The organism is Pseudomonas oryzagri (assembly GCF_020831405.1).
GTDB classification, from domain to species: Bacteria; Pseudomonadota; Gammaproteobacteria; order Pseudomonadales; family Pseudomonadaceae; genus Geopseudomonas; species Geopseudomonas oryzagri.
This window is the reverse complement of the sequence record NZ_JAJHPU010000015.1, coordinates 108218-131037: the sequence shown is the minus strand read 5'-3', so window position 1 is coordinate 131037 and position 22820 is coordinate 108218. Positions and strand designations below refer to the sequence as shown.

The window sequence follows — 22820 nt, the reverse complement described above, 5'->3', positions numbered from 1 at the left end:
GCGGGTTGTAGCCTGAAAACACCAACGGCGCCCGTGGGCGCCGTTGTGTCGTCTGCAGCAGGGCTACCTGTTCTGCTGGGCCCTGAGCAGGTCGCGGATCTCCGTGAGCAGCTCCTGATCCGGAGTTGGTGCCGGGGGGACGCTGGGCTGGGCGGCCTCCTTGCGCTGCAGCTGGTTGATCGCCTTGACGCCGATGAAGATGGCGAAGGCGACGATGATGAAGTCGATGATGGTCTGGATGAACTTGCCGTAGGCGAGCAGCACCGCCGGCTTGTCGCCCTCGGCGGCCTTGAGGGTGATGGCCAGGTCGGAGAAGTCCACCCCGCCGATGAGCATGCCCAGCGGCGGCATGATCACGTCGCCGACCAGCGAGCTGACGATCTTTCCGAAGGCCGCGCCGATGATGATGCCGACGGCCATATCGACCATGTTGCCCTTGACGGCGAAGGCCTTGAATTCTTGCAGCAGGCGCATGGTTCACTCCCTGTGGATTTGGTTGCGGCCAGTATAGTCCGACCGTGGCGGTTGGGGATATGCAGCAGTGGGCGCCTCAGCCGTCGTCGCCGGCCCGACGCAGACGCTCGGCGATCTGGTCCTTGAGTTGTACGCGCTCGCTCTTGAGGGCCTGCAGGGCGAGGTTGTCGAGGGCCTCGCGGCCGTTCTCGACCTCGTAGATGCGCTTGTCCAGCGTTTCATAATGCAGGACCAGCTGGGCGAACTGCGGGTCGCTGGTGTGCAGCTCGCGCATCTTCTCGAGGTCCTGCGGGAACTCGCGACTCAGCGGATGGTGCTCCAGAGGCATGGCGATCACTCCCGGTGGGACTATTTATCAGCCTAGCGCATCGGTTACGGGCCGTGGCCGTAGCGGGGTCAGTGGGTCGGCGGGTTGATCAGGTAGGTCAGCAGGCCATCCTGCTCGTCGTCCGTGCGGATCTGCACGGCACGCAGGGGCAGCTCCGCCAGCAGCCGGTCCCAGAACGCGCAGGCCACGGCGTCCTGCCGGTAGAAGCGCAGCAGCCAGGGCGCGCCATCGCCCATCAGCTGCGCCACCAGCGCGCGACCGATGCCCCGGCGGCGGTATTTGCGCAGGATGAACAGGTCGGCGAACTCGGCGGCGTCGATGCCCGGCAGCTCGCTGTGCTCAATCAGCAGAAAGCCGGCGATGAAGCCGTCCGCCAGGATCAGCTGGGCGCTCCAGCCCGGCTCCTGCCAGTAGCGCGCCAGATGCGGCTCGTGGATGTAGAAGCGGCCGTCGATCTCGACGTCTTCGTCTTCCCAGTCCGACGAGTCGTAGGCATAGAATTGGTACAGGTTGCGCACCAGCGGCAGTTGCTCGGCACTGGCGGGGACAAGTTCGATCTGCATGGCGGGGCGACTCGGGCGCGGACGGGGCGCTATTATCGCCCCTTTTCCGGGGGAGACTGTCATGGCCAAGGCCAAACGCATGTATGGCTGCGCCGAGTGCGGCGCCACCTTTCCCAAGTGGGCCGGGCAGTGCGGCGAATGCGGCGCCTGGAACACCCTGATCGAGACCGTGCTGGAAGGCACGGCGACGCCCGCCGGGCGCGGCGGCTGGGCCGGCCAGCAGGCCAACGTGAAGACCCTCGCCGAGGTCAGTGTCGAGGAGACGCCGCGCTTCTCCACCGCCTCCAGCGAGCTGGACCGCGTGCTCGGCGGCGGCCTGGTCGACGGCTCGGTGGTGCTGATCGGCGGCGATCCGGGCATCGGCAAGTCGACCATCCTGCTGCAGACCCTGTGCCGCATCGCCGAGCGCATGCCGGCGCTGTACGTCACCGGCGAGGAATCCCAGCAGCAGGTGGCGATGCGCGCGCGGCGCCTGGGCCTGCCCGAGGACAAGCTCAAGGTGATGACCGAGACCAACATCGAGACCATCATCGCCACCGCGCGCCAGGAAAAGCCGCGGGTGATGGTGATCGACTCGATCCAGACCATCTTCACCGAGCAGCTGCAGTCCGCTCCCGGCGGCGTCGCCCAAGTGCGCGAGAGCGCGGCGCTCTTGGTGCGCTTCGCCAAGCAGAGCGGCACCGCGGTGTTCCTGGTCGGCCACGTCACCAAGGAGGGCGCGCTGGCAGGGCCTCGGGTGCTCGAGCACATGGTCGACACCGTGCTGTACTTCGAGGGCGAATCGGACGGCCGCCTGCGCCTCTTGCGCGCGGTGAAGAACCGCTTCGGCGCGGTCAACGAGCTGGGCGTGTTCGCCATGACCGACCGCGGCCTCAAGGAGGTCAGCAACCCCTCGGCGATCTTCCTCACCCGCGCCCAGGAGGAGGTGCCGGGCAGCGTGGTGATGGCCACCTGGGAGGGCTCGCGGCCGATGCTGGTGGAGGTGCAGGCGCTGGTCGATACCAGCCACATGGCCAACCCGCGCCGGGTGACCCTCGGCCTCGATCCCAACCGACTGGCCATGCTGCTCGCCGTGCTGCACCGTCACGGCAGCATCCCCACCTACGACCAAGACGTGTTCCTCAACGTGGTCGGCGGGGTCAAGGTGCTGGAAACCGCCTCGGACCTCGCGCTGCTCGCCGCGGTGATCTCCAGCCTGCGCAACAAGCCGCTGCCGCACGACCTGCTGGTGTTCGGCGAGATCGGCCTGTCCGGCGAGATCCGCCCGGTGCCCAGCGGCCAGGAGCGCTTGAAGGAAGCCGCCAAGCACGGCTTCAAGCGCGCCATCGTGCCCAAGGGCAACGCGCCCAAGGAGGCGCCGGCCGGCCTCGACGTGGTGGCGGTCACGCGCCTGGAGCAGGCGCTGGATGCGTTATTCGAGTGAGACGTGGCGTCGCCCGGCTCACGGCTGGGTGATGCTCAGCGCATACTTCATCAGCGCCGCCGTGCCGTCGATGTTCAGCTTGCGGCGGATGCTCTGGCGGTGGGTTTCCACGGTGCGCACGCTGATATCGAGTTCGCGGGCCATCGCCTTGCTGTCCAGGCCGCGGGCGAGCATCTGCAGGATCTGCACCTCGCGCGGGGTCAGGTTGTGGCTGGCGAGGCTCTGGTCGGCCAGCTTGCGGGCGATCTCCGAGCTGTAGAAGGTGCCGCCGGCGGCGATCGCGCTGATCGCCGCGACGATTTCCCGCGACGGCGCGTCCTTGAGCACGTAGCCGCGCGCGCCGGCGCGGATCGAGCTGCGCACATACTCGAGGTTGTCGTACATGCTGAGGATCAGCACGCGCACCGCGGGGTAGCGCTCGGCGAGGAGGCGGGTCAGCTCCAGGCCGGTACTGTCCTTGAGGCCGATGTCGAGCAGCAGCACGTCCACCGCCACCTGCTCGAGCAGCTCGAGCGCCGCGGCGGCGCTTTCCGCCTCGCCGACCACGGCGAACTGCGGCATCACGCCGAGCAAGGCGCGGATGCCGTCGCGGATCAGGGCGTGATCGTCGACGAGGGCGATCCGCGTCGCGGGAGCGGAGGTCATGGGGCGGCTCTTCAGGTTGGCAGCGACAGGGCGGCGGCCTGGCCGGCCGCTAGCGGCAATAGTACACGCATCCCGGTTTGCCCGGCGCCGGACGACAGGCTGAACTGGCCGCCGAGGTGCTCGACCCGCTCGCGGATATTGCGCAGGCCGATGCCGCCGGGCATCCGCTCGATGGCGCGCGGGTCGAAGCCGACGCCGTCGTCGTGCACCTGCAGGCGCACGCTGTGCGCATCGGCGTCGAGGTCAATGTGCACGACGCTGGCGCCAGCGTGCCGCTCGATGTTGGTCAGCGCCTCCTGGACGATGCGAAACAGCGCCACCGCGCTGGCGGCGGGCAGCGCGGCGTCGCCCAGCTGGTTGCGGTAGCGCACGGACAGGCCGCAGCGCTGCTCGAACTCGCGCGCCAGCTGGCCGATGGCGGCGGGCAGGCCGAGGGTGTCGAGCAGCGAGGGGCGCAGGTCGTGGGAAATGCGCCGCACCTCGCCGATGGCGTCGCTCAGGCGTTCGGTGGCCTGCTGCAGGGTGGCGAGTCCGCCGCTGGCGCCGGCTTCCAGCTGGTGGCCGGCCAGTTCGAACTGGAACTTGATCGAGGCCAGCAATTGGCTGATGCCGTCGTGCAGCTCGCGCGAGACCCGCGAGCGCTCCTCCTCCTGCAGGTGGATGATGCGCTGGTTGAGCTCCTGCAGCTTGCAGTCGGCCAGGCGGTGCTCGCGCACGCTCAAGGTCATGCCGCCGGCGAACACCAGCAGCACCAGCACCAGCGCCACCGCGGCGATGGCCACCATGGTGGCGTGGCTGCCGGCGGCGACCTCGTCGCGCAGCTGGCGGCTGGCCCGCTCGACGTCCTCCAGGTAGATGCCGGTGCCGAGCATCCAGCCCCAGCCGTCGAGCATCACCACATGGGCCAGCTTGTCGGTGTCCGCGCCGCTGGAGGGCTTGCGCCAGGTGTAGCGCTGGAAGCCGTCGCCCTGGGCGGCGCTGGCCAGCAGCGCCTGGATGGCCTGCAGGCCGTGGGCGTCGGTGAGGTTCCACAGGTCCTGGCCGACCAGCTCGGCCTGGCGCGGGTGCATCAGGTTGCGGCCCTTGGCGTCGTAGACGAAGAAGTAGCCGTCCTGGCCGAAGCTGAGCTTGGCCAGCGCGTCCAGGGCCTGCTGGCGCGCGGCGGCGTCGCCGCGCCCGCCGGCGTGCAGCGGCTCGATCACGCTCAGCGCCATGGCCACGTAGTTCTTCAGCTCGGCGCGCTTGCTGGCCAGGATGGCGTTCTCGATCAGCTGCGCCTGCTGCTCGCCGAGACGCTGGTTCTGCACCACCACCAGCAGGCAGATCACCGCCACGGCGAGCAGCAGCGGCAGGATGCCGAGGGCGACGATCTTGTGTTTGAGCTGCATGGCGGCGTCCCGGAAAGTTGGCGCCGCCTGATGTAGTGCGTGCGCGGCGCGACTACGTAGTTCTACGTAGCGCTACTGAGTAGCTCTGCGAATATCGGCAGGCGGGCGATGCGCGGATAGTAGCAAGGCTCCGTTTGCGGGCACCTATACTCCAATAAATAACAATGGCGCCGCAGGCCCTGCGCGGGGTCGACGGCAGGAGAACTCCTATGCCTCGTTTGATCAGCCATCTCGCCTGGTTCGCGGTGGCGGTACTGGGGGCAGTCGCCCTCGGTGTCGTCGCCCTGCGCCGCGGCGAGGCCATCAACGCCTTGTGGATCGTGGTCGCCGCCATGGCGATCTATCTGGTCGCCTACCGCTACTACAGCCTGTTCATCGCCACCCGGGTGATGCAGCTCGACCCCACCCGCGCCACCCCGGCGGTGCTTAACAATGACGGCCTGGACTTCGTGCCGACCAACAAGCACGTGCTGTTCGGCCACCACTTCGCCGCCATCGCCGGCGCCGGTCCCCTGGTCGGCCCGGTGCTCGCCGCGCAGATGGGCTACCTGCCCGGCACGCTGTGGCTGATCGCCGGCGTGGTGCTGGCCGGCGCGGTGCAGGACTTCATGGTCCTGTTCATCTCCACCCGCCGCAACGCCCGCTCGCTCGGCGACATGGTGCGCGAGGAGATGGGCCGCATCCCTGGCACCATCGCGCTGTTCGGCTGCTTCCTGATCATGATCATCATCCTCGCGGTGCTCTCGCTGATCGTGGTCAAGGCGCTGGCGCACAGCCCGTGGGGCATGTTCACGGTGATCGCCACCATCCCGATCGCCATGTTCATGGGCGTGTACATGCGCTACCTGCGCCCGGGGCGCATCGGCGAGATCTCGGTGATCGGCGTGCTGCTGCTGCTCGGCTCGATCTGGCTGGGCGGGGCGATTTCCCAGGACCCTTACTGGGCCGGGGTGTTCACCTTCACCGGCGAGCAGATCACCTGGATGCTGGTCGGCTACGGCTTCGTCGCCGCGGTGCTGCCGGTGTGGCTGATCCTCGCCCCGCGCGACTACCTGTCGACCTTCCTGAAGATCGGCACCATCGTCGCGCTGGCCATCGGCATCCTGATCCTCGCCCCCGAGTTGAAGATGCCGGCGCTGACCCAGTTCACCGACGGCACCGGCCCGGTGTGGAAGGGCGCGCTGTTCCCGTTCCTGTTCATCACCATCGCCTGCGGCGCCGTCTCCGGCTTCCATGCGCTGATCAGCTCGGGCACCACGCCCAAGCTGCTGGCCAACGAGACCCACGCCCGCTACATCGGCTACGGCGGCATGCTGATGGAGTCGATGGTCGCCATCATGGCCATGGTCGCCGCCTCGGTGATCGAGCCGGGCGTGTACTTCGCCATGAACAGCCCGCCGGCGGTGGTCGGTGCGGACGTCACCAGCGTGGCCGCCGCGGTCAGCAACTGGGGCTTCGCCATCACCCCCGAGGCGCTGGAAGGCGTCGCCCGCGACATCGGCGAAAGCACCATCCTGGCCCGCGCCGGCGGTGCGCCGACGCTCGCCGTGGGCATCGCGCAGATCCTCCACCAGGTGCTGCCGGGCGAGAACACCATGGCCTTCTGGTACCACTTCGCGATCCTGTTCGAGGCGCTGTTCATCCTCACCGCGGTAGATGCCGGGACCCGCGCCGGGCGCTTCATGCTGCAGGACCTGCTCGGCACCTTCGTGCCGGCGCTGCGCCGCACCGAGTCGTGGTTCGCCAACGTGCTGGCCACCGGTGGCTGCGTGGCGCTGTGGGGCTACCTGCTGTACCAGGGGGTGATCGACCCGCTGGGCGGCATCAACACCCTGTGGCCGCTGTTCGGCATCTCCAACCAGATGCTCGCCGGCATCGCGCTGATGCTGTGCACCGTGGTGCTGATCAAGATGAAGCGCCAGCAGTACGCCTGGGTGACCCTGCTGCCGGCCGCCTGGCTGCTGATCTGCACCACCTTCGCCAGCCTGATCAAGCTGTTCGACGCCAACCCGGCGGTCGGCTTCCTCGCCCTGGCGCACAAGTACGAGGCGGCGCTGGCCGCCGGCCAGGTGCTGGCGCCGGCCAAGGATCTCGGCCAGATGCAGAACGTGATCATGAACGCCTATACCAACGCCGGGCTGTCCGTGCTGTTCCTGGTGGTGGTGTTCAGCATCCTGCTCTACTCGCTGAAGGTCGGCCGCGCCGCCTGGGTGCGCGCCGAGCGTTCCGACCGCGAGATGCCGTTCCAGGCGATGCCCCATCCCTGACCCGCCGCGCCGGGCTCCGCTTGACGCGGAGTCCGGCGCCCTGAGGAGGACCTAGGCGTGTTCAACGACCTCAGCCGCATGGGCAAGTATCTCGGTCAGGCCGCCCGCATGCTGGTCGGCATGCCCGACTACGACACCTATCTGGAGCACATGCAGAGCAACCACCCGGAGCAGACGCCGATGAGCTACGAGGCGTTCTTCCGCGAGCGCCAGGATGCGCGTTATGGTGGGGGCAAAGGGCGGCCGGTGCGCTGCTGCTGAACCTGCCACGCTAAGCTGCTGCGCTTGGCATCTTGAGTGCGGGCAGTGCTCGCCCTCCTCATGTACTTGAGTACATTGCGGGTGCTCCGCGCTGGCCGCCCTCAACCTGCCTGCGCTCGCGACGCTTATCGAGGGCAGGTTGTGGTGTAAATAGCTGAATCCCCGCGCCACGCCCCGTCGTGGCGCGTTTCGTTTCCAGGAGCTTTCATGTCGCAAGCCCCCATCCCGGTCACCGTGCTGACCGGCTTTCTCGGCGCCGGCAAGACCACCCTGCTGCGCCATATGCTTGAGGCCGAGCACGGCCTCAGGCTCGCGGTGATCGAGAACGAGTACAGCGCGACGCCGATCGACGGCCAGTTGCTCGGCGACGCGCCGGTCGAGCTGCTGACCCTGGCCAACGGCTGCGTCTGCTGCTCGATCCACGTCGAGCTGGAGAAGGCCCTGTACCTGCTGCTCGACAAGCTGGACAGCGGCGAGCTGGCCTTCGATCGCCTGGTCATCGAGTGCACCGGCCTGGCCGACCCGGCGCCGGTGGCGCAGACCTTCTTCGCCGACGAGGAGCTGTGCAACCGCTACGTGCTGGACGGCATCCTCACCCTGGTCGACGCCGCCAACGCCGAGCGCCACCTGCAGGAAGCCATCGCCCAGGCCCAGGTCGGCTTCGCCGACCGCATCCTGCTGAGCAAGACCGACCTGGTCGATGCCGCCGCGGTCGAGGCGCTGAGCCAGCGCCTGGCGCGCATCAACCGCCGGGCGCCGATCCGCACCGTCGCGCACGGCCGCATCGAGCTGGCCGAGCTGCTCGACATCCGCGGTTTCAACCTCAACGCCGACGTCGCGCCGGCGCCGAGCCTGCGTCCGCTGGCGCCGGCGGCGAGCAAGGATCGCATCGCCACCCTGGTGCTCAACGCCGAGCGGGCGCTGGACATGGACCGCCTCAGCGCCTTCATGGAGGACCTGCTGGAGCGCCACGGCAATGCGCTGCTGCGCTACAAGGGCGTGCTCAACGTTGCCGGCGAGGAGCGCCGCCTGGTGTTCCAGGGCGTGCTGCGCCTGTACGGCTTCGACTGGGACAGTGAGTGGGGCGAGGGCGAGGCGCGCGACAGCGTGCTAGTGTTCATCGGCGACAACCTGCCGGAGGAGGAGATCCGCGCCGGCTTCGCCGCGTTGCAGGATTGACCGCACAGGGGCGGGTTTGACGGGTTTTGCGGGGCTGCCGCAGAATCGCTGCTTCATCCGGAGGGGCCCGACGTGTACAGGAACACAGCTATCGCGCTGCTGGCGACCGTTGCCTTGGCCACCCTCGCGGGATGCGATCCGAAGCCTTCGACGCCCAAGGTCGTCAACGTGAAGTCCCATACCTGTTCGCTGGACGCGATCGACGGCAGCACCGAGCCGCTGGTCCACGTCAAGCCAGGGGTGGTGAAGTTCAGTGGTTGGGCGCTGGACGACACCACCAACACGGTTCCGGCCAGACTGCAAATGTTCCTCAAGGACGCCGGCGGCTATTCCTATGTCCTCGACGTCGTCGAGCGCCAGGAGCGCCCGGATGTGGCCAGCTACTTCAAGCAGGCCCACCTGCTGAAGTCCGGCTTCTCGTTCGAGAGCGATCTGTCCGCCATGCAGAAAGGCGTGTACGCCATCTCCCTGACGATGTCCGACGAGGGCCGGGTGGCGATCTGCCAGATCAAGAAGAACATGATCATCGAGTGATGCCGCGCGCCCGAGCGCCCGACGCCGCATCGCCACGGCTCCGTGGAAACCGGCCGGCGGCGACTCGGCGGAATGAAAAAGCCCGGCACTTGGCCGGGCTTTTTCGTTGCAGCGCTGACGCCGCTCTTTAACGCTGACGCTGCTCTTTAGCGCCGACGCTTACTTGCCGTACACCGGCAGCTTGGCGCAGATGGCCTTGACCTTCTCGCGCACGGCGTCGACCACCGACTCGTCGCCCATGTTCTGCAGGATGTCGCAGATCCAGCCGGCCAGCTCGCGGCACTCGGCTTCGCCGAAACCACGGGTGGTGACGGCCGGGGTGCCGATGCGCAGGCCGGAGGTGACGAACGGCGAGCGCGGGTCGTTCGGCACGGCGTTCTTGTTCACGGTGATGAAGGCGCGGCCCAGGGCGGCGTCCGCGTCCTTGCCGGTGATGTCCTGCTTGATCAGGCTGAGCAGGAACAGGTGGTTCTGGGTGCCGCCGGAGACCACGTCGAAGCCGCGCGCGACGAACACTTCGGCCATGGCCTGCGCGTTCTTTACCACCTGCTGCTGGTAGGCCTTGAACTCGGGGGACAGCGCTTCCTTGAAGCACACCGCCTTGGCGGCGATCACGTGCATCAGCGGGCCGCCCTGGCCGCCCGGGAACACGGCGGAGTTCAGCTTCTTCTCGATCTCTTCGTTGGCCTTGGCCAGGATCAGGCCGCCGCGCGGGCCGCGCAGGGTCTTGTGGGTGGTGGTGGTGACCACGTCGGCGAACGGTACCGGGTTCGGGTACACGCCGGCGGCGACCAGGCCGGCCACGTGGGCCATGTCGACGAACAGGTAGGCGCCCACCTTGTCGGCGATCTCGCGGAAGCGCGGGAAGTCCAGCACCTGCGAGTAGGCGGAGAAGCCGGCGATGATCATCTTCGGCTGGTGCTCGACGGCCAGGCGCTCGACCTCGTCGTAGTCGATCAGGCCGGTTTCCGGGTTCAGGCCGTACTGCACGGCGTTGTAGATCTTGCCGGAGAAGTTGACGCTGGCGCCGTGGGTCAGGTGGCCGCCGTGGGCCAGGCTCATGCCCAGCACGGTGTCGCCCGGCTTGACCAGCGCCTGGAACACCGCGGCGTTGGCCTGGGAGCCGGCGTGCGGCTGGACGTTGGCGTAGTCGGCGCCGAACAGTTCCTTGGCGCGGTCGATGGCCAGCTGCTCGACGATGTCGACGTACTCGCAACCGCCGTAGTAGCGCTTGTGCGGGTAGCCTTCGGCGTACTTGTTGGTCAGCACGCTACCCTGGGCTTCCATCACCGCCGGGCTGGTGTAGTTCTCGGAAGCGATCAGCTCGATGTGCTCTTCCTGGCGCAGGGCTTCTTGCTCCATGGCGGCAAACAGGTCGGCGTCATAGCGGGCGAGGGTCAAATCACGGCTGAACATGGCGGTCCTCTGGGGATCGGGGCGAATAGGGGAATAAGTGCGACATTCTACCCGAATGCGCCGACCCTGGCACATGAATGGCGGTCAGGCCGCGGACAAGTGGCGCTCATTCGCGCCGGCCCGCGCCGCCGGCTCCGCCAGTCCCGGCGGTTTGTCCTGTCCGGCGCATTCGGGTAGCCTTTCGCCACGCGCGCGAGGCCCCGGCGCGGAGTTCGCCAGCGGCCTTGCCATCACCGTCGTCAACCATTCAGGTCCGTCATGGCTCAATACGTTTTCACCATGCATCGGCTCGGCAAGATCGTGCCGCCGAAGCGCCAGATCCTCAAGGACATCTCCCTGTCGTTCTTCCCCGGCGCCAAGATCGGCGTGCTCGGCCTGAACGGCGCGGGCAAGTCCACCCTGCTGCGCATCATGGCCGGCGTCGACACCGAGTTCGAGGGCGAGGCGCGGCCGATGCCGGGGATCAAGATCGGCTACCTGCCGCAGGAGCCGCAGCTCGATCCGGAGAAGAGCGTGCGCGAGATCGTCGAGGAGGCAGTGGGCGAGGTCAAGCAGGCCCAGGCGCGCCTCGACGAGGTGTACGCCGCCTACGCCGAGCCGGACGCCGACTTCGACGCGCTGGCCGCCGAGCAGGCCAAGCTGGAGGCGATCCTGCAGGCCGCCGACGGCCACAACCTCGAGCGCCAGCTGGAAGTCGCCGCCGACGCCCTGCGTCTGCCGGCGTGGGACGCCAAAATCGAGCACCTGTCCGGTGGCGAGAAGCGCCGAGTGGCACTGTGCCGCCTGCTGCTGTCGGCCCCCGACATGCTGCTGCTCGACGAGCCGACCAACCACCTGGACGCCGACTCGGTGGCCTGGCTGGAGCGCTTCCTGCACGACTTCCCCGGCACCGTGGTGGCGATCACCCACGACCGCTACTTCCTCGACAACGTCGCCGGCTGGATCCTCGAGCTGGACCGCGGCGAGGGCATTCCCTTCGAGGGCAACTACTCGCAGTGGCTGGAGTCCAAGGCCGCCCGTCTGGCCCAGGAAGCCAAGCAGGAAGCCGCCCACGCCAAGGCCATGAAGGCCGAGCTGGAGTGGGTGCGCCAGGGCGCCAAGGCCCGCCAGGCCAAGTCCAAGGCCCGCCTGCAGCGCTTCGAGGAAATGCAGTCGCAGGAATTCCAGAAGCGCAGCGAGACCAACGAGATCTACATCCCGGCAGGTCCGCGTCTGGGCGACAAGGTCATCGAGTTCAACGGCGTGTGCAAGGGCTACGGCGACCGCCAGCTGATCGACGGCCTGAGCTTCAGCGTGCCCAAGGGCGCCATCGTCGGCGTGATCGGCGGCAACGGCGCGGGCAAGTCGACCCTGTTCCGCATGATCCTCGGCAAGGAGCAGCCGGACGCCGGCAGCATCGACATCGGCGAAACCGTGCAGATCGCCAGCGTCGACCAGAGCCGCGAGCATCTCGACGGCAGCAAGACCGTGTGGGAGCAGGTTTCCGACGGCTTCGACATGATCAAGGTGGGCAACTACGAGGTGCCCTCGCGCGGCTACGTCGGTCGCTTCAACTTCAAGGGTGGCGACCAGCAGAAGTTCGTCAAGGACCTCTCCGGGGGTGAGCGCGGTCGTCTGCACCTGGCGCTGACCCTCAAGCAGGGCGGCAACGTGCTGCTGCTCGACGAACCGTCCAACGACCTCGACGTGGAAACCCTGCGCGCCCTGGAAGAGGCGCTGCTCGACTTCCCCGGCGCCGCCATCGTGATCTCCCACGATCGCTGGTTCCTCGACCGTATCGCCACCCACATCCTCTCCTACGAGGACGATGCCAAGGTGTACTTCTTCGAAGGCAACTACACCGAGTTCGAGGCCGACCGCAAGAAGCGCCTCGGCGACGCGGCCGCCCAGCCGCACCGCGTGCGCTACAAGAAGCTGGCCTGACCGGGCGGCGGCCTCGCGGCCGCCCGCCCAGTAAACGAAAGCCCCGTGCCGTCCGGCCGGGGCTTTTTCGTTGCTGCCAGCAGGTCAGGCCCCGGCCGAGCCCGCTTCGCCATAGGCGAGGCAGGCGCCGTAGCCGGCCAGATCCTCCAGCCAGCGGTAGTGCAGGCGGCCGCCGCCCTCCAGCGTGCAGCTGCCGGCCTCGTCCTGCGCCTGCAGGCCGGCAGGGGCGAGGTTCAGCGAGCGCAGGCCGGCGGCGAGGCCCTGGCCCTGGGCTTTGAGCAGCGCCTCCTTGGCCGTCCAGCAGCGAAAGAACGCCCGCCGCCGCGCGCCCGGCGGCGCGCCTTCGATGGCCTGCCGCTCGTCCGGGGTGCACAGCAGGCCGGTCAGGCCCCGCCAGTCGAGGGCCGGATCGATCCATTCGACATCCACGCCGACCCGGCGAGTCGCCGAAACGGCGATCAGCGCCTGCCCCGCGCTATGGGACACGTTGAAGGACAGGCCGGCGCCGTCGACCAGCTCCGGGCGGCCCCAGGCGTTGTGGGTGAAGCGCAGCGCCGCCGGCGGGGTGTTGCGGTAATCGCCGAGCAACTGGCGCAACCGGCTGCGCGTCACCGCGAAGCGGATGCGCTCGGCCGGCAGGCGAAAGCGCGCCGCGCGCTCGCATTCGTCGGCGGTCAGCCCGGGCCAGTCGCGCGCGTCGGCCTGCGCCGGCAGGCGTACCTGCCAGATAGCGATGTCCGCCGGCCAGCGCCCGCTGGCTTCCAGACGCGTGGTGTCTTGCATGGCGCTGTGGGCCTCCGCGGCAATGAACGACGCGGCCGGGCTGCGGCAGGAGGTTCCGTCCGCAGCCGGGCACAAGGGCTATGGGTTGCTGGCGAGCGGGGCCGCCGGCGCGGTGGGTTCGTCCCAGCCGCCGCCCAGCGCCTCCACCAGGCGCACGGTGGCCAGCAGGCCTTCGCTCTGGCGCTGCAGCAGCTGGCGGTGGACCTTGAGGTCGTCGACCTGGGCGCGGGTCACCCTCAGGTAGTTGTTCTGCCCCTGTGCATAGCGGGCCTCGGCCACCTGGGCGCCGCGGCGAGTGGCCTGCCGGGCCGCGTCGAGTTCGGCCGTCTGCGTGCGGGCCGCCTGGATCTGCACCAGCGCGTCGTCCACCTCGCGCAGGGCGATCAGCAGGGTGACCTTGTGCACGTTGACCGCCTGGCGGTAGCGGGCGCGTGCCGCCGCGAGGTTGGCCCGGTTGCGGCCGGCGTCGAAGATCGGCAGGTACAGCGCCAGCGGGCCGATGGAGAACTGCCGCGAGCCGTGCTCGGTCAGGCCGTCGAGCTCCTCGGAGGCGAAGCCGTAGGCGCTGGTCAGGCTGATGCTCGGGTAGAACGCCGTCTCGGCGATCTTCTCCTGGGCCAGCAGCGCGCGCAGGCCCTGGGTGGAGCTCATCAGGTCCGGACGGCGCGCCAGCAGAGCGGCCGGCAGACCCGGGGCGATCTGCGGGATGGCCGGCAGCGCATAGTCGGGCGACGAGGCGACGCGGAAATCCTTCACCGGTTCGACCATCAGGGTGGCCAGCTCCTGCTCGGCCATCAGGCGCTTGGCCTGCGCCGCCTGAATTTCCGTTTCCACCTCGGCCAGCTTGACCCGCGCCTTGATCTGCTCGTGTTCGGTGGCGAGGCCGGCCTCCAGGCGCAGGCCGATCAGGCGCAGGGCCTCGGCGCGCTGCACGCGCAGTTGTTCGAGCAGGCGCTGGTCGGCTTCGGCGGCGCGGAACTGCCAGTAGGTGACCGCCACCTCGCTGGCGAGGATCAGCTCGACGCTGCGCCGGGTGGCCTCGGCGGCGCCCTGCTGCGCCTTGGCCACCTCGACCGCCTGGGCGATGCGCCCCCACAGGTCGATCTGCCAGCTGGCGCTCAGCCCGCCCTGGTAGGTCTTGCCGGCGATGGTGCGGTTGCCGAGCAACTGGCCCAGCGGGGTGTTGACCGAGGTGTGGCTCTCGTCGACCGAGGCGCCGAAGCCGAGGTTGGGCAACTGGTCGGCGGCGGCGGCGGCGACCCCGGCGCGCGCCTCGGCCACGTGCAGTTCGCCGAATTCGGTATAGGGGTTGCGGACCAGGACGGTTTCCACCAGGTGGTCGAGCACCGGGTCGCGGTAGATCCGCCACCACTGGCGGTCGAGATTGCCGGGCACGTCGGCGGCGGCGTTGCGGTAGCTCGGCGGCGCCTCCGGGGCGGGCGCCGGTTCGAAGGGAGCGAAGGCACAGCCGCCCAGCAGGGCGGCCAGGCCGATCAGAACGGGGAGTTTGTCGATCATTGTCTTGCCCATTAGCGGCCCTTGCCCTTGTCGGTGGGGGCCACGATGTGATCGGCCAGCCAGACCAGGCCGATCGATGCCAGCAGCACGCTGCCGAGGATGAAGAAGCTGTCGCTGTAGGCCAGCACGTAGGCCTCGCGGCGCACCACGCCCTGCAGCGCCGCGAAGGCCTGCTGGCTGGCGAGCGCCGGGTCGCCGCCGTGTTGCAGCTGCACGGCGGTCACCTCGGCGATCCGCTCGCGGGTGACGGCGGCGTACAGGCTGACCGCCTCGCCGACCCGCTCGAAGTGCAGGTGCTCGCGCAGGGTGATGGCGGTGGAGAGGATGGCGGTGCCGATCGCGCCGCCCAGCACCCGGGTCATGTTGTACAGGCTGGAGGCCGAGTACAGGTTGGCCGGCTCGATGCGATGGATGGCCATGTTCGACAGGGTGATGATGATCAGCGGCTGGCCGAGGGCGCGGAACACCTGCGCGGCGATCAACTGGTCGTAGCCGGTCTCGGCGGTCATGAACGCGTTCATGAAGCACGAGGTGGCGAACAGCAGCAGGCCGGTCGAGCAGATCAGCCGGTTGTCGATCTTCTTCGCCAGCACCGCCGCCAGCGGGGTCATGATGATCTGCGGCAGGCCCATCCACATGATCACCTCGCCGATCTGCCGCGAGTTGTAGTCGGCGATGTGGGCGAGGAACAGCGGCAGGACGAAGGTGGAGCCGTACAGCCCCATGCCGGTCACCGCGCCGACGCTGGACGCCACCCAGAAGTTGCGCCGCCCGAACAGCCAGACGTTGACGAAGGGTGCGGCGCGCAGCAGCTGGCTGCCGAGCCAGAGGAGGATGCCGACGAAGGCGATCAGCGCGCTGGTGCGGATGAAGTCCGAGTCGAACCAGTCCTTGCGGTTGCCTTCCTCGAGAAACACGATCAGCGCGCCGAGGCCGACGATCATCCCGGCGACGCCCAGCCAGTCCAGCTTCTCCAGCAGCGCGAAGTTCTTGGCCTGTGCGTCCAGGCCGATGGCGATGCCGGCCAGCATCAGCACGCCGGGCAGCCAGTTGATGTAGAAGATCGACGGCCAGCCGTAGCTTTCGGTGAGGATGCCGCCGACCGTCGGTCCCAGCGTCGGCGCCAGGGTACTGGCCAGCATCAGCCAGGCCAGCGCCATCGGCCGGCGCGCCGGCGGCAGGGTGACGATAATCAGGGTCATCGCGGTGGGGATCAGCGCGCCGCCGAAGAAGCCCTGCAGGGCGCGGAACACGATCATCGACTCCAGGTTCCAGGCCATCCCGCACAGCGTCGACAGCACCAGGAACAGCACGGTGTTGATCAGGATGAACGCGCGCGCGCCGAACACCCGCAGGAACACCCCGGTCAGCGGAATGGCCACCACCTCGGCGGCGAGGTAGGTGGTGCTCATCCACGAACCTTCCTCCAGCGAGGCGGACAGCGAGCCGAGGATCTCCGGCAGCGAGGCGTTGGTGATCTGGGTGTCGAGCACCGCCATGAACACGCCGAGGATCGCCGCGCCGATGGCCAGCCAGGTCCGCCCGGAAACCTGGTCGGCGGGGGTGACGGGCTGGCTGCTCATCGCGCCGCGGTCTCCGGCGACTCCTGGCGCAGGTCGATCTCGACCAGCGCCGACATGCCCGGCACAACCCGCGCCAGCAGCGCCGCGGGGGTATCCGCGGCGAAGGTGATCTTCACCGGCACGCGCTGGACGATCTTGGTGAAGTTGCCGGTGGCGTTCTCCGGCGGCAGCAGGGCGAACTTGGCGCCGGAGGCCGGGGCGAGGCTGTCCACCCGGCCGGCGAGGCGCTCGCCGGGGAAGGTGTCGAGACGGATGCTGACCTGCTGGCCGGGCACCAGCTCGCGCAGCTGGGTCTCCTTGAAGTTGGCCGTCACCCACACGCCATCCTGGATGATCGCCAGCAGCCGCTGGCCCTTCTGCACATGGTCGCCGACCTCGACCGAGCGGTTGCCGACCCGGCCGTCGACCGGCGCCTTGATGGTGGTGTAGGCGAGCTGCAGCTCGGCGTCGTGCAGGCGGGCGGCGAGCACCTTCTGGCGCGCCTGCTGGACGGTGCGCGCCGCGCGGGTCTGCTCGACGCTGGCGCGGGCGGCGCCGATCTTCTCCTGCTGGGCCTGGTAGTCGGCCGCGGCGGCGTCGCGGGCGGCGATCGCGGCGTCCAGCTCGGTGGCGGTGACCGCCTTGATCTCCTGATTGCGCAGGGCCAGCTGGCGCTCGGCGTCCAGGCGATAGCGCTTGAGCCTGGCCTGGTGGCGGTCCGCCTCGGCGCGCAGGGCGCGCACGCTGGCCTCGTCCCGCGCGATGCCGGCGGCCAGGCGCTGCAGCTGGGCATCGACTTCGAGCAGCTGGGCCTTGATCTCCTCGACCCGCACGGCGTTGTCGGCCGGATCGAGCTCGACCAGCACGTCGCCGGCACGGACGATCTGGTTGTCCTGGAACAGCACGCGGGTGACCACGCCGTCGACCCGCGGGGCGATGGCGCTGATGTAGCCGTCGACGTAGGCGTTGTCGGTTTCCTCGAAGAAGGCCCCGCGCCACCACATGCGTCCCACCACGACCAGACCGGCGATGACGATCAGGGCGAGGATCAGTTTTGCCTTGCGCGCGCCTGCCGGCGCCTGGGCGGCCTGGGGAGTGTCGCTCACCGCTGGTTCTCCCCGTGGTCGCGTGCCTGGATCAGCTCGGCGATGTGACCGGCGTCGTCGCCGACGCCGCTGAGCAGGCCGGAGCGCTTGTTGTGCAGCCACGGCAGGCCGACGAAGTACAGGCCCGGCTGGGCGGTGGCGCCGCGCTGCTGGAGCGGGTAGCCGTCGGCGTCGAAGACCGGGAACTTGACCAGATCGAAGCTGAAGCCGTAGCCGGTGGCCCAGATCAGCGTGGTCACGCCGGCCTCGGCCAGATCGAGGCGTTCGCGCAGCGGGGCGGCATAGCCGTCCTCGAGGCGCGGCAGGCTTTCCGCGGGCAGGTCGAGACCGAGCTTGTCGATCAGCAGGTCGAGCCTGCCGAGCAGGGCCGCTTCGCGCTGGTCGGTGCCGGCCAGGTTGTCGTGCAGGTCGGCGGCGAGCTGCAGGGTGGTGCCGTCGATGTCGCGCAGCGAGCCGAGCAACTGCACGCCGTTGCGGGCGAACTGGTGGACGTTGAGGCTGCCGTCCTGGCGACCGGCCATGATCGGGTTGGCGGCGAACTTGAGCTTCGGGTCGGCCAGGCTGGCGACGGTCTGCTCGGCCAGGCCCGACAGGCGCATCCACTCGAAGATGTCCTTGCCGCGGTAGCTGCGCGGGGCACGGTCGTGCGGGCCGACGCACAGGTACACGGTGCGCCCGGCGCGATTCAGCTCGTCGGCGATCTGGCAGCCGGACTGCGAGCTGCCGACCACCAGCACGGCGCCGGGGGCAAGCGTTGCCGGGTTGCGGTAGGCGCCGGAATGGATCTGCTCGATCGACGGCGCCAGCCGGGCGGCCATCGCATGCGGGCGCGGGAACTGGAACAGACCGGTGGCCATCACCACATTGCGGGCGGTGTAGTCGCCGCGGTTGGTGCGAACCCGAAAGCCGGCCGAATCGGCCTCGACGGCGCTGACCTGGGTGCCTAGCTGCAGCGGCAGGGCATGGCGCTGCGCATAGTCGGCGAAGGTGCGCACGATTTCGCCGCGCGGCAGGAAGCCGCCCGGCTCGGCGCCGACCTGGTCGAGACCGGGCAGGCGGAAGTCCCAGTTGGGGGTGACCAGGGTGAAGGAGTCCCAGCGGTCGTCGCGCCACACCGGCGCGGGGATGTCGCCGCGCTCCAGCACCAGATGGGAGCGCCCCTGGCGGGCGAGGTGGTAGCTGGTCGACAGGCCGGCCTGGCCGCCGCCGACGATCAGCGTATCGAAATGTTGGCTCATTGCAGGTGCATCCTTGTAAGCGAAAAAAGGCGTGGCCCCGCAGCCCTGGGGCTGCGGGGCGGCAGGGGCTCAGCGCAGGCCGCCGCGCGCGCAGGTGAGGTGGCCGAGGATGCCGCGCAGGGAGTCGCGGCTGACCACGCTGAAGTGGTCGCCTTCCCAGTCGATGACCTCCAGGCTGCCGGCGCCGGGCACGCCGAACGGCACCAGCAGCGGGAAGTCCAGCGTGCGGCTGGCGCGGAACAGGCGGGTCGGCGTGGCGGTCGCCTGCGGCGCGTGGTCGACCAGCGCGTCGTAGTTGGCCCGGTACTCGTCGAGCAGCGACTTCAGCTCGCCCGCCGACAGCGCGGCGATGCTGCTGCCGATTCCGCTCTGGCGCAAGGCCTCGACGATGGCGGCCGGCCGCTGCTGCTCGTCGAGGCGGGCGAGGCTGGCGAGGTCGTCCGGCAGCGGCTGGCCGGAGAGCAGGTCGCGCAGGAAGTTGCGCAGCAGGGCCTCGCCCTCCAGGCGCGGACCGCTGCCGCCGGGACTGGCGGCCATCCAGCTGTCGATCATGGTCACGTTGGCCGGGGCCATGCCGCGGGCCTCCATCTGCCGGGCCATTTCCTGGGCGATCACCCCGCCCATCGACCAGCCCAGCAGGTGCACCCGGCCGGGGCCGTCGGCCTGGTTGCACAGGGCGTCCACGTAGCTGGCCGCCAGCGCCTCGAGGCGGCGCGGGCTGCCGTCGCCCGGCGACTGCAGGCCGAGCACGCGCACGCCCGGCGGCAGCAGCTCGATCAGCTCGCGGTAGCAGAGGATGTTGCCGCCCACCGGGTGGATCACCGCCAGGGTGACCGGCTCGACCTCGCGCATCACCGCCAGTGGCGAGCGTTGCCGGCCGGCGTGCTCGGCGCGGTCGAGCATCGCCGCCTGGGCGGCGATGGTGCCGTGGCGCAGCAGCGAGACCAGCGGCAGGTTCTGGCCGAACGCGGCGTCGATCGCGTTGATCAGCCGCACGGCGAGCAGCGAGGTGCCGCCGAGCTCGAAGAACTCGTCGTCCACGCCCGGCGCCTCGATGCCGAGCAATTGGCCCCACAGGGCGGCCAGGCGCGTCTCGGTGGCGGTCGAAGGCTGGCGGCGCGGCCGCTCGTCCGGGGCCAGGCCGCTGGCCAGCGCGGTCAGCGCCTTGCGGTCGACCTTGCCGTTGGCGGTGACCGGCAGGCTGTCCACGGCATGGAACTGCGCCGGAATCATGTAGGCCGGCAGGCTGGCGGCCAGGTGGCTGCGGATCGCCTCCTGATCCGGTGCCGCGCTGCCCGGCTGGTAGATGGCCACCAGGCGGCTGTCGCTGCCGTTGCGCACCACCACGGTGTTGGCGGCGCGGATGCCGGGGCAGCGGGCGAGGTGGGCGTCGATCTCCTCCAGCTCGATGCGGAAGCCGCGAATCTTCACCTGGCCATCGAGACGGCCGAGGAACTCCAGGCAGCCGTCGGGGAAGTAGCGTCCTACGTCGCCGGTGCGGTACAGGCGCTCGCCGCTGTCGGGATGATGGATGAAGCTCTCGGCCGTGCGCTGCGGATCGTCGTAGTACTCGCGGGCCAGGCCAATGCCGCCGATGTACAGGTCGCCCGGCACCCAGTCGGGCGAGGGCTGCAGTTCGCGGGTCAGCACGTGGAAGCTCTGGTTGGCCAGCGGCCAGCCGTAGGGGATGCTCTTCCAGTGGCTGGCGATCTCCTCGACCGGGAAGTAGTTGGACCAGATCGACGCCTCGGTGGCGCCGCCGAGGCTGATCAGGGTGACCCCGGGAACCACCGCCTTGAGGCGCTCGGGCAGGGTGATCGGGATCCAGTCGCCGCTGAGCATCACCAGGCGCAGGCTGTGCAGGCAGGTCGGTGCCTGCGGGCCGAGGAACTCGACGAGCATCTCCAGCGAGGCCGGCACGGTGTTCCACACGGTGACGCCATGTTGCTGCACGCAGGCCGCCCATTCGTCGGGGCGCGGAGTTTCGCTGTGCGGCGGCAGCACCAGGGCGGCGCCGGTGGCCAGGCCGCCGAAGATGTCGTGCACCGACAGGTCGAAATTGAAGCTGGACAGGCCGATCATGCGGTCGGCGCTGGTCAGGCCGAAGCGGGCGATCACGTCCTGGATGGTGTTCACCGCGCCGCGATGGTCGATGGCGACACCCTTGGGCTGGCCGGTGGAGCCGGAGGTGAAGATCACGTAGGCCAGCTGGCGGTCGCCTTCGGCGGGCGGCAGGTCGACCGCCGCCGGTACGGCGTCGGGCAGGACCTCCTCGAGCAGCAGCACCGCGACGCCCTCGGGGACGCGCAGATCGGCGGCCAGCTCGCGCTCGACCAGCAGCACCTTGACCCGTGGGCGGGCGATCAGCCACTCCTTGCGGGCCTGCGGCTGGTCGGCGGTGATCGGCAGGTAGGCGCCGCCGGACTGCACCACGCCGAGCAGGGCGGTCACCTGGCGCCAGCCGCGCTTGGCCACCACGGCGACCAGGTCGTCGGCGCCGACCCCGGCCTCACGCAGGCGCGCGGCGAGGCTGCTGCTCCAGCGCCATAGGCTGCGGTAGTCGACCGTGCGGGTCGGATCGATGATCGCCGGACGCTCGGCGTATTCGTCACAGGCGCGGGCGACGAAGCTTTCCAGACGGCCGCTGGGCAGTTCGCGGGCGGTCCGGTTGGCCCCCTGGCGGGCCTGCAGGGCGGCCTCCGGCACCTGCGGCAGCAGCACGGCGTCTTCCGGTGCCGGGTGTTCGAGGATCGCCTCGATCTGCTGTTCGAGGGCGGCGAACATGCCGTCGATCACGCCGGGCAGGAACAGGCCCTCGACGAAGTCCCAATTGAGCACCAGCTCATCGAGGTACATGTAGGCCTGGCAGTCCAGCCACACCTGCGGAGTGTGCAGGCCGCCGCCCAGGTTCCGCCAGCCGAGCGCGTTGGGCAGCAGCAGGTCGTCCGGCAGGTCGAGGCCCAAGGAACTGGCGAACACCACCGGCATCACCGGCAGGCCGCTGCCGGTGGCGCCCATGGCGCGGATCACCTCGACGCCCTCGATCCGCGAGTGGCGGATGTCGCGGGCCAGCTGGCGCTGCAGCACCCTGGCCCGCTCGGCGAAGCTGCCCGGCGCGTCCACCGACTCCAGCAGCAGGGTGCTGCCGAAGTTGCCGAAGGCGCGCTGGAAGCGCGGATCGCCCGAGGGGCGGTGGCTCATCAGCATGTTGATGGTGAACGACGGATTGCGCGACCACAGGCGCAGCACGTCGGTATAGGCGGTGCAGAACAGCATGCTGACGCTGATCCCCAGCCGGCGGGCCTGCGCGTTGAGGCGGGCGGCCTTGTCCGGGCCGAAGACCAGGCGCTTGCGCTGGAAGCGCGAGGCCTCCGGCATCCGCTCGTGGTCGACCACCGGCAGTTCCGGGGCGTTGCGCAGGCTGTCCAGGCGCTCCTGCCAGTATTCCAGCGAGCGCTGGTAGGGCGCGGTGCGCTTGAGGGCCTGGCGCCTGGCGATGAATTCGGGGAACAGGGCCCGTTCCTGCGCCGGCAGGCCCTGGCCGGAGTAGACCCGCACCAGGGTGTCGTAGAACAGGCGCACCGAGAAGGCGTCGAAGGAGATCAGGCGGAAGGCGATGTTGATGTAGAAGCCTTCCTGCACGCGATCGAGGAACAGCGACAGCTGCACCCGCTCGCCGAGCAGGGCCAGCTTGTCTTCCATGCCCTGCTTGCGCAGTTCCTGCAGCGCGCTCGCGGTCAGCGGCGGCTGGCCGCGCCAGTCGGTGGTCTCGAGGGTGACCTTGCCGAGCGGCGTGCGCGCCGGGCGTTGCCGGCCGTCCGCGAGGTAGTCCATGGACAGCTCGGGATAGGCTTCCAGCACGACCTCGAGCGCCCCTTCGAGACGCGCTACATCGAGCGTCTCCGCGAAGTAACAGAAATAAAGGAACGGCACGGTATGGAACTTGTAGACCTGCTGTTCGCCCACCCAATAGGCGTGCTGCAATCCGGTGAGGGGGTATGCTTCGGCGTCATGCTGGGGAACTGGCGCCAACTCTTTTTGTGTGTCGAACATTATATGTTTTATTAAATAAACAAGTTATTAAAGGGACTGAGAAAAAAAGGACGTGCGCGACCCTGGCCTGTGACCATTAATTAATATGCAAAGAATTGTCAGCATTTCGACAATAGAGTGCCTGGGCGTACCGAGCCTGCCTGGCTGGTAGCCCATCCG

General features: G+C 69.1%; 18 protein-coding genes. 6 read left to right on the top strand and 12 right to left on the bottom strand.

Annotated elements, in window-relative coordinates; translation table 11 throughout:
• Nucleotides 1–63: 63 nt before the first annotated feature.
• The 3 genes from mscL to LMJ29_RS03915 form a co-directional block, all read right to left on the bottom strand.
• Nucleotides 64–474: a large-conductance mechanosensitive channel protein MscL gene (gene mscL / locus LMJ29_RS03925; RefSeq protein WP_229604204.1), complete on the bottom strand. Its 411-nt coding sequence runs from the start codon at nucleotides 472–474 to the stop codon at nucleotides 64–66.
• A gap of 76 nt (nucleotides 475–550) precedes the next feature.
• Nucleotides 551–802: a YdcH family protein gene (locus tag LMJ29_RS03920; protein ID WP_229604203.1), complete on the bottom strand. Its 252-nt coding sequence runs from the start codon at nucleotides 800–802 to the stop codon at nucleotides 551–553.
• Between the two features lie 68 nt (nucleotides 803–870).
• Nucleotides 871–1365, bottom strand: a complete 495-nt coding sequence (locus tag LMJ29_RS03915) for a GNAT family N-acetyltransferase (RefSeq protein WP_229604202.1) — start codon at nucleotides 1363–1365, stop codon at nucleotides 871–873.
• Nucleotides 1366–1426: 61 nt separating this feature from the next.
• Between LMJ29_RS03915 and radA the strand changes: the two genes are divergently transcribed.
• Nucleotides 1427–2788 carry a DNA repair protein RadA gene (gene radA / locus LMJ29_RS03910; RefSeq protein WP_229604201.1) on the top strand — a complete coding sequence of 454 codons (1362 nt, stop codon included), beginning with the start codon at nucleotides 1427–1429 and terminating at the stop codon, nucleotides 2786–2788.
• Between the two features lie 18 nt (nucleotides 2789–2806).
• Here the strand turns inward: radA and LMJ29_RS03905 are convergent, their stop codons facing one another.
• Complete coding sequence (locus LMJ29_RS03905; protein WP_229604200.1) at nucleotides 2807–3433, bottom strand: response regulator; 627 nt, start codon at nucleotides 3431–3433, stop codon at nucleotides 2807–2809.
• A gap of 11 nt (nucleotides 3434–3444) precedes the next feature.
• On the bottom strand, nucleotides 3445–4821 hold the full coding sequence (locus tag LMJ29_RS03900) for a cache domain-containing protein (protein WP_229604199.1): 1377 nt from the start codon (nucleotides 4819–4821) through the stop codon (nucleotides 3445–3447).
• Between the two features lie 209 nt (nucleotides 4822–5030).
• Here LMJ29_RS03900 and LMJ29_RS03895 point away from each other — a divergent pair, with 209 nt between their 5' ends.
• From LMJ29_RS03895 to LMJ29_RS03880, 4 genes are all read left to right on the top strand, one after another.
• Nucleotides 5031–7088, top strand: coding sequence for a carbon starvation CstA family protein (locus LMJ29_RS03895; RefSeq protein WP_229604198.1), 2058 nt, complete (start codon nucleotides 5031–5033; stop codon nucleotides 7086–7088).
• Nucleotides 7089–7145: 57 nt separating this feature from the next.
• The gene (locus LMJ29_RS03890; protein ID WP_229604197.1) at nucleotides 7146–7349 is read left to right on the top strand and encodes a YbdD/YjiX family protein; all 204 of its coding nucleotides are present in this window, start codon (nucleotides 7146–7148) and stop codon (nucleotides 7347–7349) included.
• 207 nt (nucleotides 7350–7556) lie between these two features.
• Nucleotides 7557–8528 carry a GTPase gene (gene yjiA / locus LMJ29_RS03885; protein WP_229604196.1) on the top strand — a complete coding sequence of 324 codons (972 nt, stop codon included), beginning with the start codon at nucleotides 7557–7559 and terminating at the stop codon, nucleotides 8526–8528.
• A 168-nt stretch (nucleotides 8529–8696) separates the two neighbouring features.
• Nucleotides 8697–9062, top strand: coding sequence for a 3'-5' exonuclease family protein (locus tag LMJ29_RS03880; RefSeq protein WP_229604195.1), 366 nt, complete (start codon nucleotides 8697–8699; stop codon nucleotides 9060–9062).
• Nucleotides 9063–9221: 159 nt separating this feature from the next.
• Here the strand turns inward: LMJ29_RS03880 and glyA are convergent, their stop codons facing one another.
• Entirely contained in the window at nucleotides 9222–10478 is a 1257-nt protein-coding gene (gene glyA / locus LMJ29_RS03875; protein ID WP_229604194.1) for a serine hydroxymethyltransferase, read from the bottom strand.
• A gap of 258 nt (nucleotides 10479–10736) precedes the next feature.
• Between glyA and ettA the strand changes: the two genes are divergently transcribed.
• Entirely contained in the window at nucleotides 10737–12401 is a 1665-nt protein-coding gene (gene ettA, locus LMJ29_RS03870) for an energy-dependent translational throttle protein EttA (RefSeq protein ID WP_229604193.1), read from the top strand.
• Between the two features lie 84 nt (nucleotides 12402–12485).
• On the opposite strand, the gene LMJ29_RS03865 is transcribed toward ettA, so the two are convergent.
• The 6 genes from LMJ29_RS03865 to LMJ29_RS03840 all read right to left on the bottom strand — a co-directional run bounded on the left by LMJ29_RS03865 (nucleotide 12486) and on the right by LMJ29_RS03840 (nucleotide 22661).
• Nucleotides 12486–13184, bottom strand: coding sequence for a 4'-phosphopantetheinyl transferase family protein (locus LMJ29_RS03865; RefSeq protein ID WP_229604192.1), 699 nt, complete (start codon nucleotides 13182–13184; stop codon nucleotides 12486–12488).
• 78 nt (nucleotides 13185–13262) lie between these two features.
• Complete coding sequence (locus LMJ29_RS03860) at nucleotides 13263–14702, bottom strand: efflux transporter outer membrane subunit (RefSeq protein WP_229604191.1); 1440 nt, start codon at nucleotides 14700–14702, stop codon at nucleotides 13263–13265.
• An 11-nt stretch (nucleotides 14703–14713) separates the two neighbouring features.
• On the bottom strand, nucleotides 14714–16285 hold the full coding sequence (locus LMJ29_RS03855; protein ID WP_229604190.1) for a DHA2 family efflux MFS transporter permease subunit: 1572 nt from the start codon (nucleotides 16283–16285) through the stop codon (nucleotides 14714–14716).
• Nucleotides 16282–17370: an HlyD family secretion protein gene (locus tag LMJ29_RS03850; protein ID WP_229604189.1), complete on the bottom strand. Its 1089-nt coding sequence runs from the start codon at nucleotides 17368–17370 to the stop codon at nucleotides 16282–16284. The genes LMJ29_RS03855 and LMJ29_RS03850 overlap by 4 nt, the downstream gene beginning before the upstream one ends.
• Nucleotides 17367–18608 carry an FAD-dependent oxidoreductase gene (locus LMJ29_RS03845; protein ID WP_229604188.1) on the bottom strand — a complete coding sequence of 414 codons (1242 nt, stop codon included), beginning with the start codon at nucleotides 18606–18608 and terminating at the stop codon, nucleotides 17367–17369. The genes LMJ29_RS03850 and LMJ29_RS03845 overlap by 4 nt, the downstream gene beginning before the upstream one ends.
• Nucleotides 18609–18677: 69 nt before the next feature.
• Nucleotides 18678–22661: a non-ribosomal peptide synthetase gene (locus LMJ29_RS03840; RefSeq protein WP_264758754.1), complete on the bottom strand. Its 3984-nt coding sequence runs from the start codon at nucleotides 22659–22661 to the stop codon at nucleotides 18678–18680.
• Nucleotides 22662–22820 lie beyond the last annotated feature (159 nt).

Coding starts and splice junctions, on each gene's coding strand:
- mscL (WP_229604204.1), bottom strand. CDS start 474: ATGCGCCTGCTGCAAGAATTCAAGGCCTTCGCCGTCAAGGGCAACATG.
- LMJ29_RS03920 (WP_229604203.1), bottom strand. CDS start 802: ATGCCTCTGGAGCACCATCCGCTGAGTCGCGAGTTCCCGCAGGACCTC.
- LMJ29_RS03915 (WP_229604202.1), bottom strand. CDS start 1,365: ATGCAGATCGAACTTGTCCCCGCCAGTGCCGAGCAACTGCCGCTGGTG.
- radA (WP_229604201.1), top strand. CDS start 1,427: ATGGCCAAGGCCAAACGCATGTATGGCTGCGCCGAGTGCGGCGCCACC.
- LMJ29_RS03905 (WP_229604200.1), bottom strand. CDS start 3,433: ATGACCTCCGCTCCCGCGACGCGGATCGCCCTCGTCGACGATCACGCC.
- LMJ29_RS03900 (WP_229604199.1), bottom strand. CDS start 4,821: ATGCAGCTCAAACACAAGATCGTCGCCCTCGGCATCCTGCCGCTGCTG.
- LMJ29_RS03895 (WP_229604198.1), top strand. CDS start 5,031: ATGCCTCGTTTGATCAGCCATCTCGCCTGGTTCGCGGTGGCGGTACTG.
- yjiA (WP_229604196.1), top strand. CDS start 7,557: ATGTCGCAAGCCCCCATCCCGGTCACCGTGCTGACCGGCTTTCTCGGC.
- glyA (WP_229604194.1), bottom strand. CDS start 10,478: ATGTTCAGCCGTGATTTGACCCTCGCCCGCTATGACGCCGACCTGTTT.
- ettA (WP_229604193.1), top strand. CDS start 10,737: ATGGCTCAATACGTTTTCACCATGCATCGGCTCGGCAAGATCGTGCCG.
- LMJ29_RS03865 (WP_229604192.1), bottom strand. CDS start 13,184: ATGCAAGACACCACGCGTCTGGAAGCCAGCGGGCGCTGGCCGGCGGAC.
- LMJ29_RS03860 (WP_229604191.1), bottom strand. CDS start 14,702: ATGATCGACAAACTCCCCGTTCTGATCGGCCTGGCCGCCCTGCTGGGC.
- LMJ29_RS03855 (WP_229604190.1), bottom strand. CDS start 16,285: ATGAGCAGCCAGCCCGTCACCCCCGCCGACCAGGTTTCCGGGCGGACC.
- LMJ29_RS03845 (WP_229604188.1), bottom strand. CDS start 18,608: ATGAGCCAACATTTCGATACGCTGATCGTCGGCGGCGGCCAGGCCGGC.
- LMJ29_RS03840 (WP_264758754.1), bottom strand. CDS start 22,661: ATGTTCGACACACAAAAAGAGTTGGCGCCAGTTCCCCAGCATGACGCC.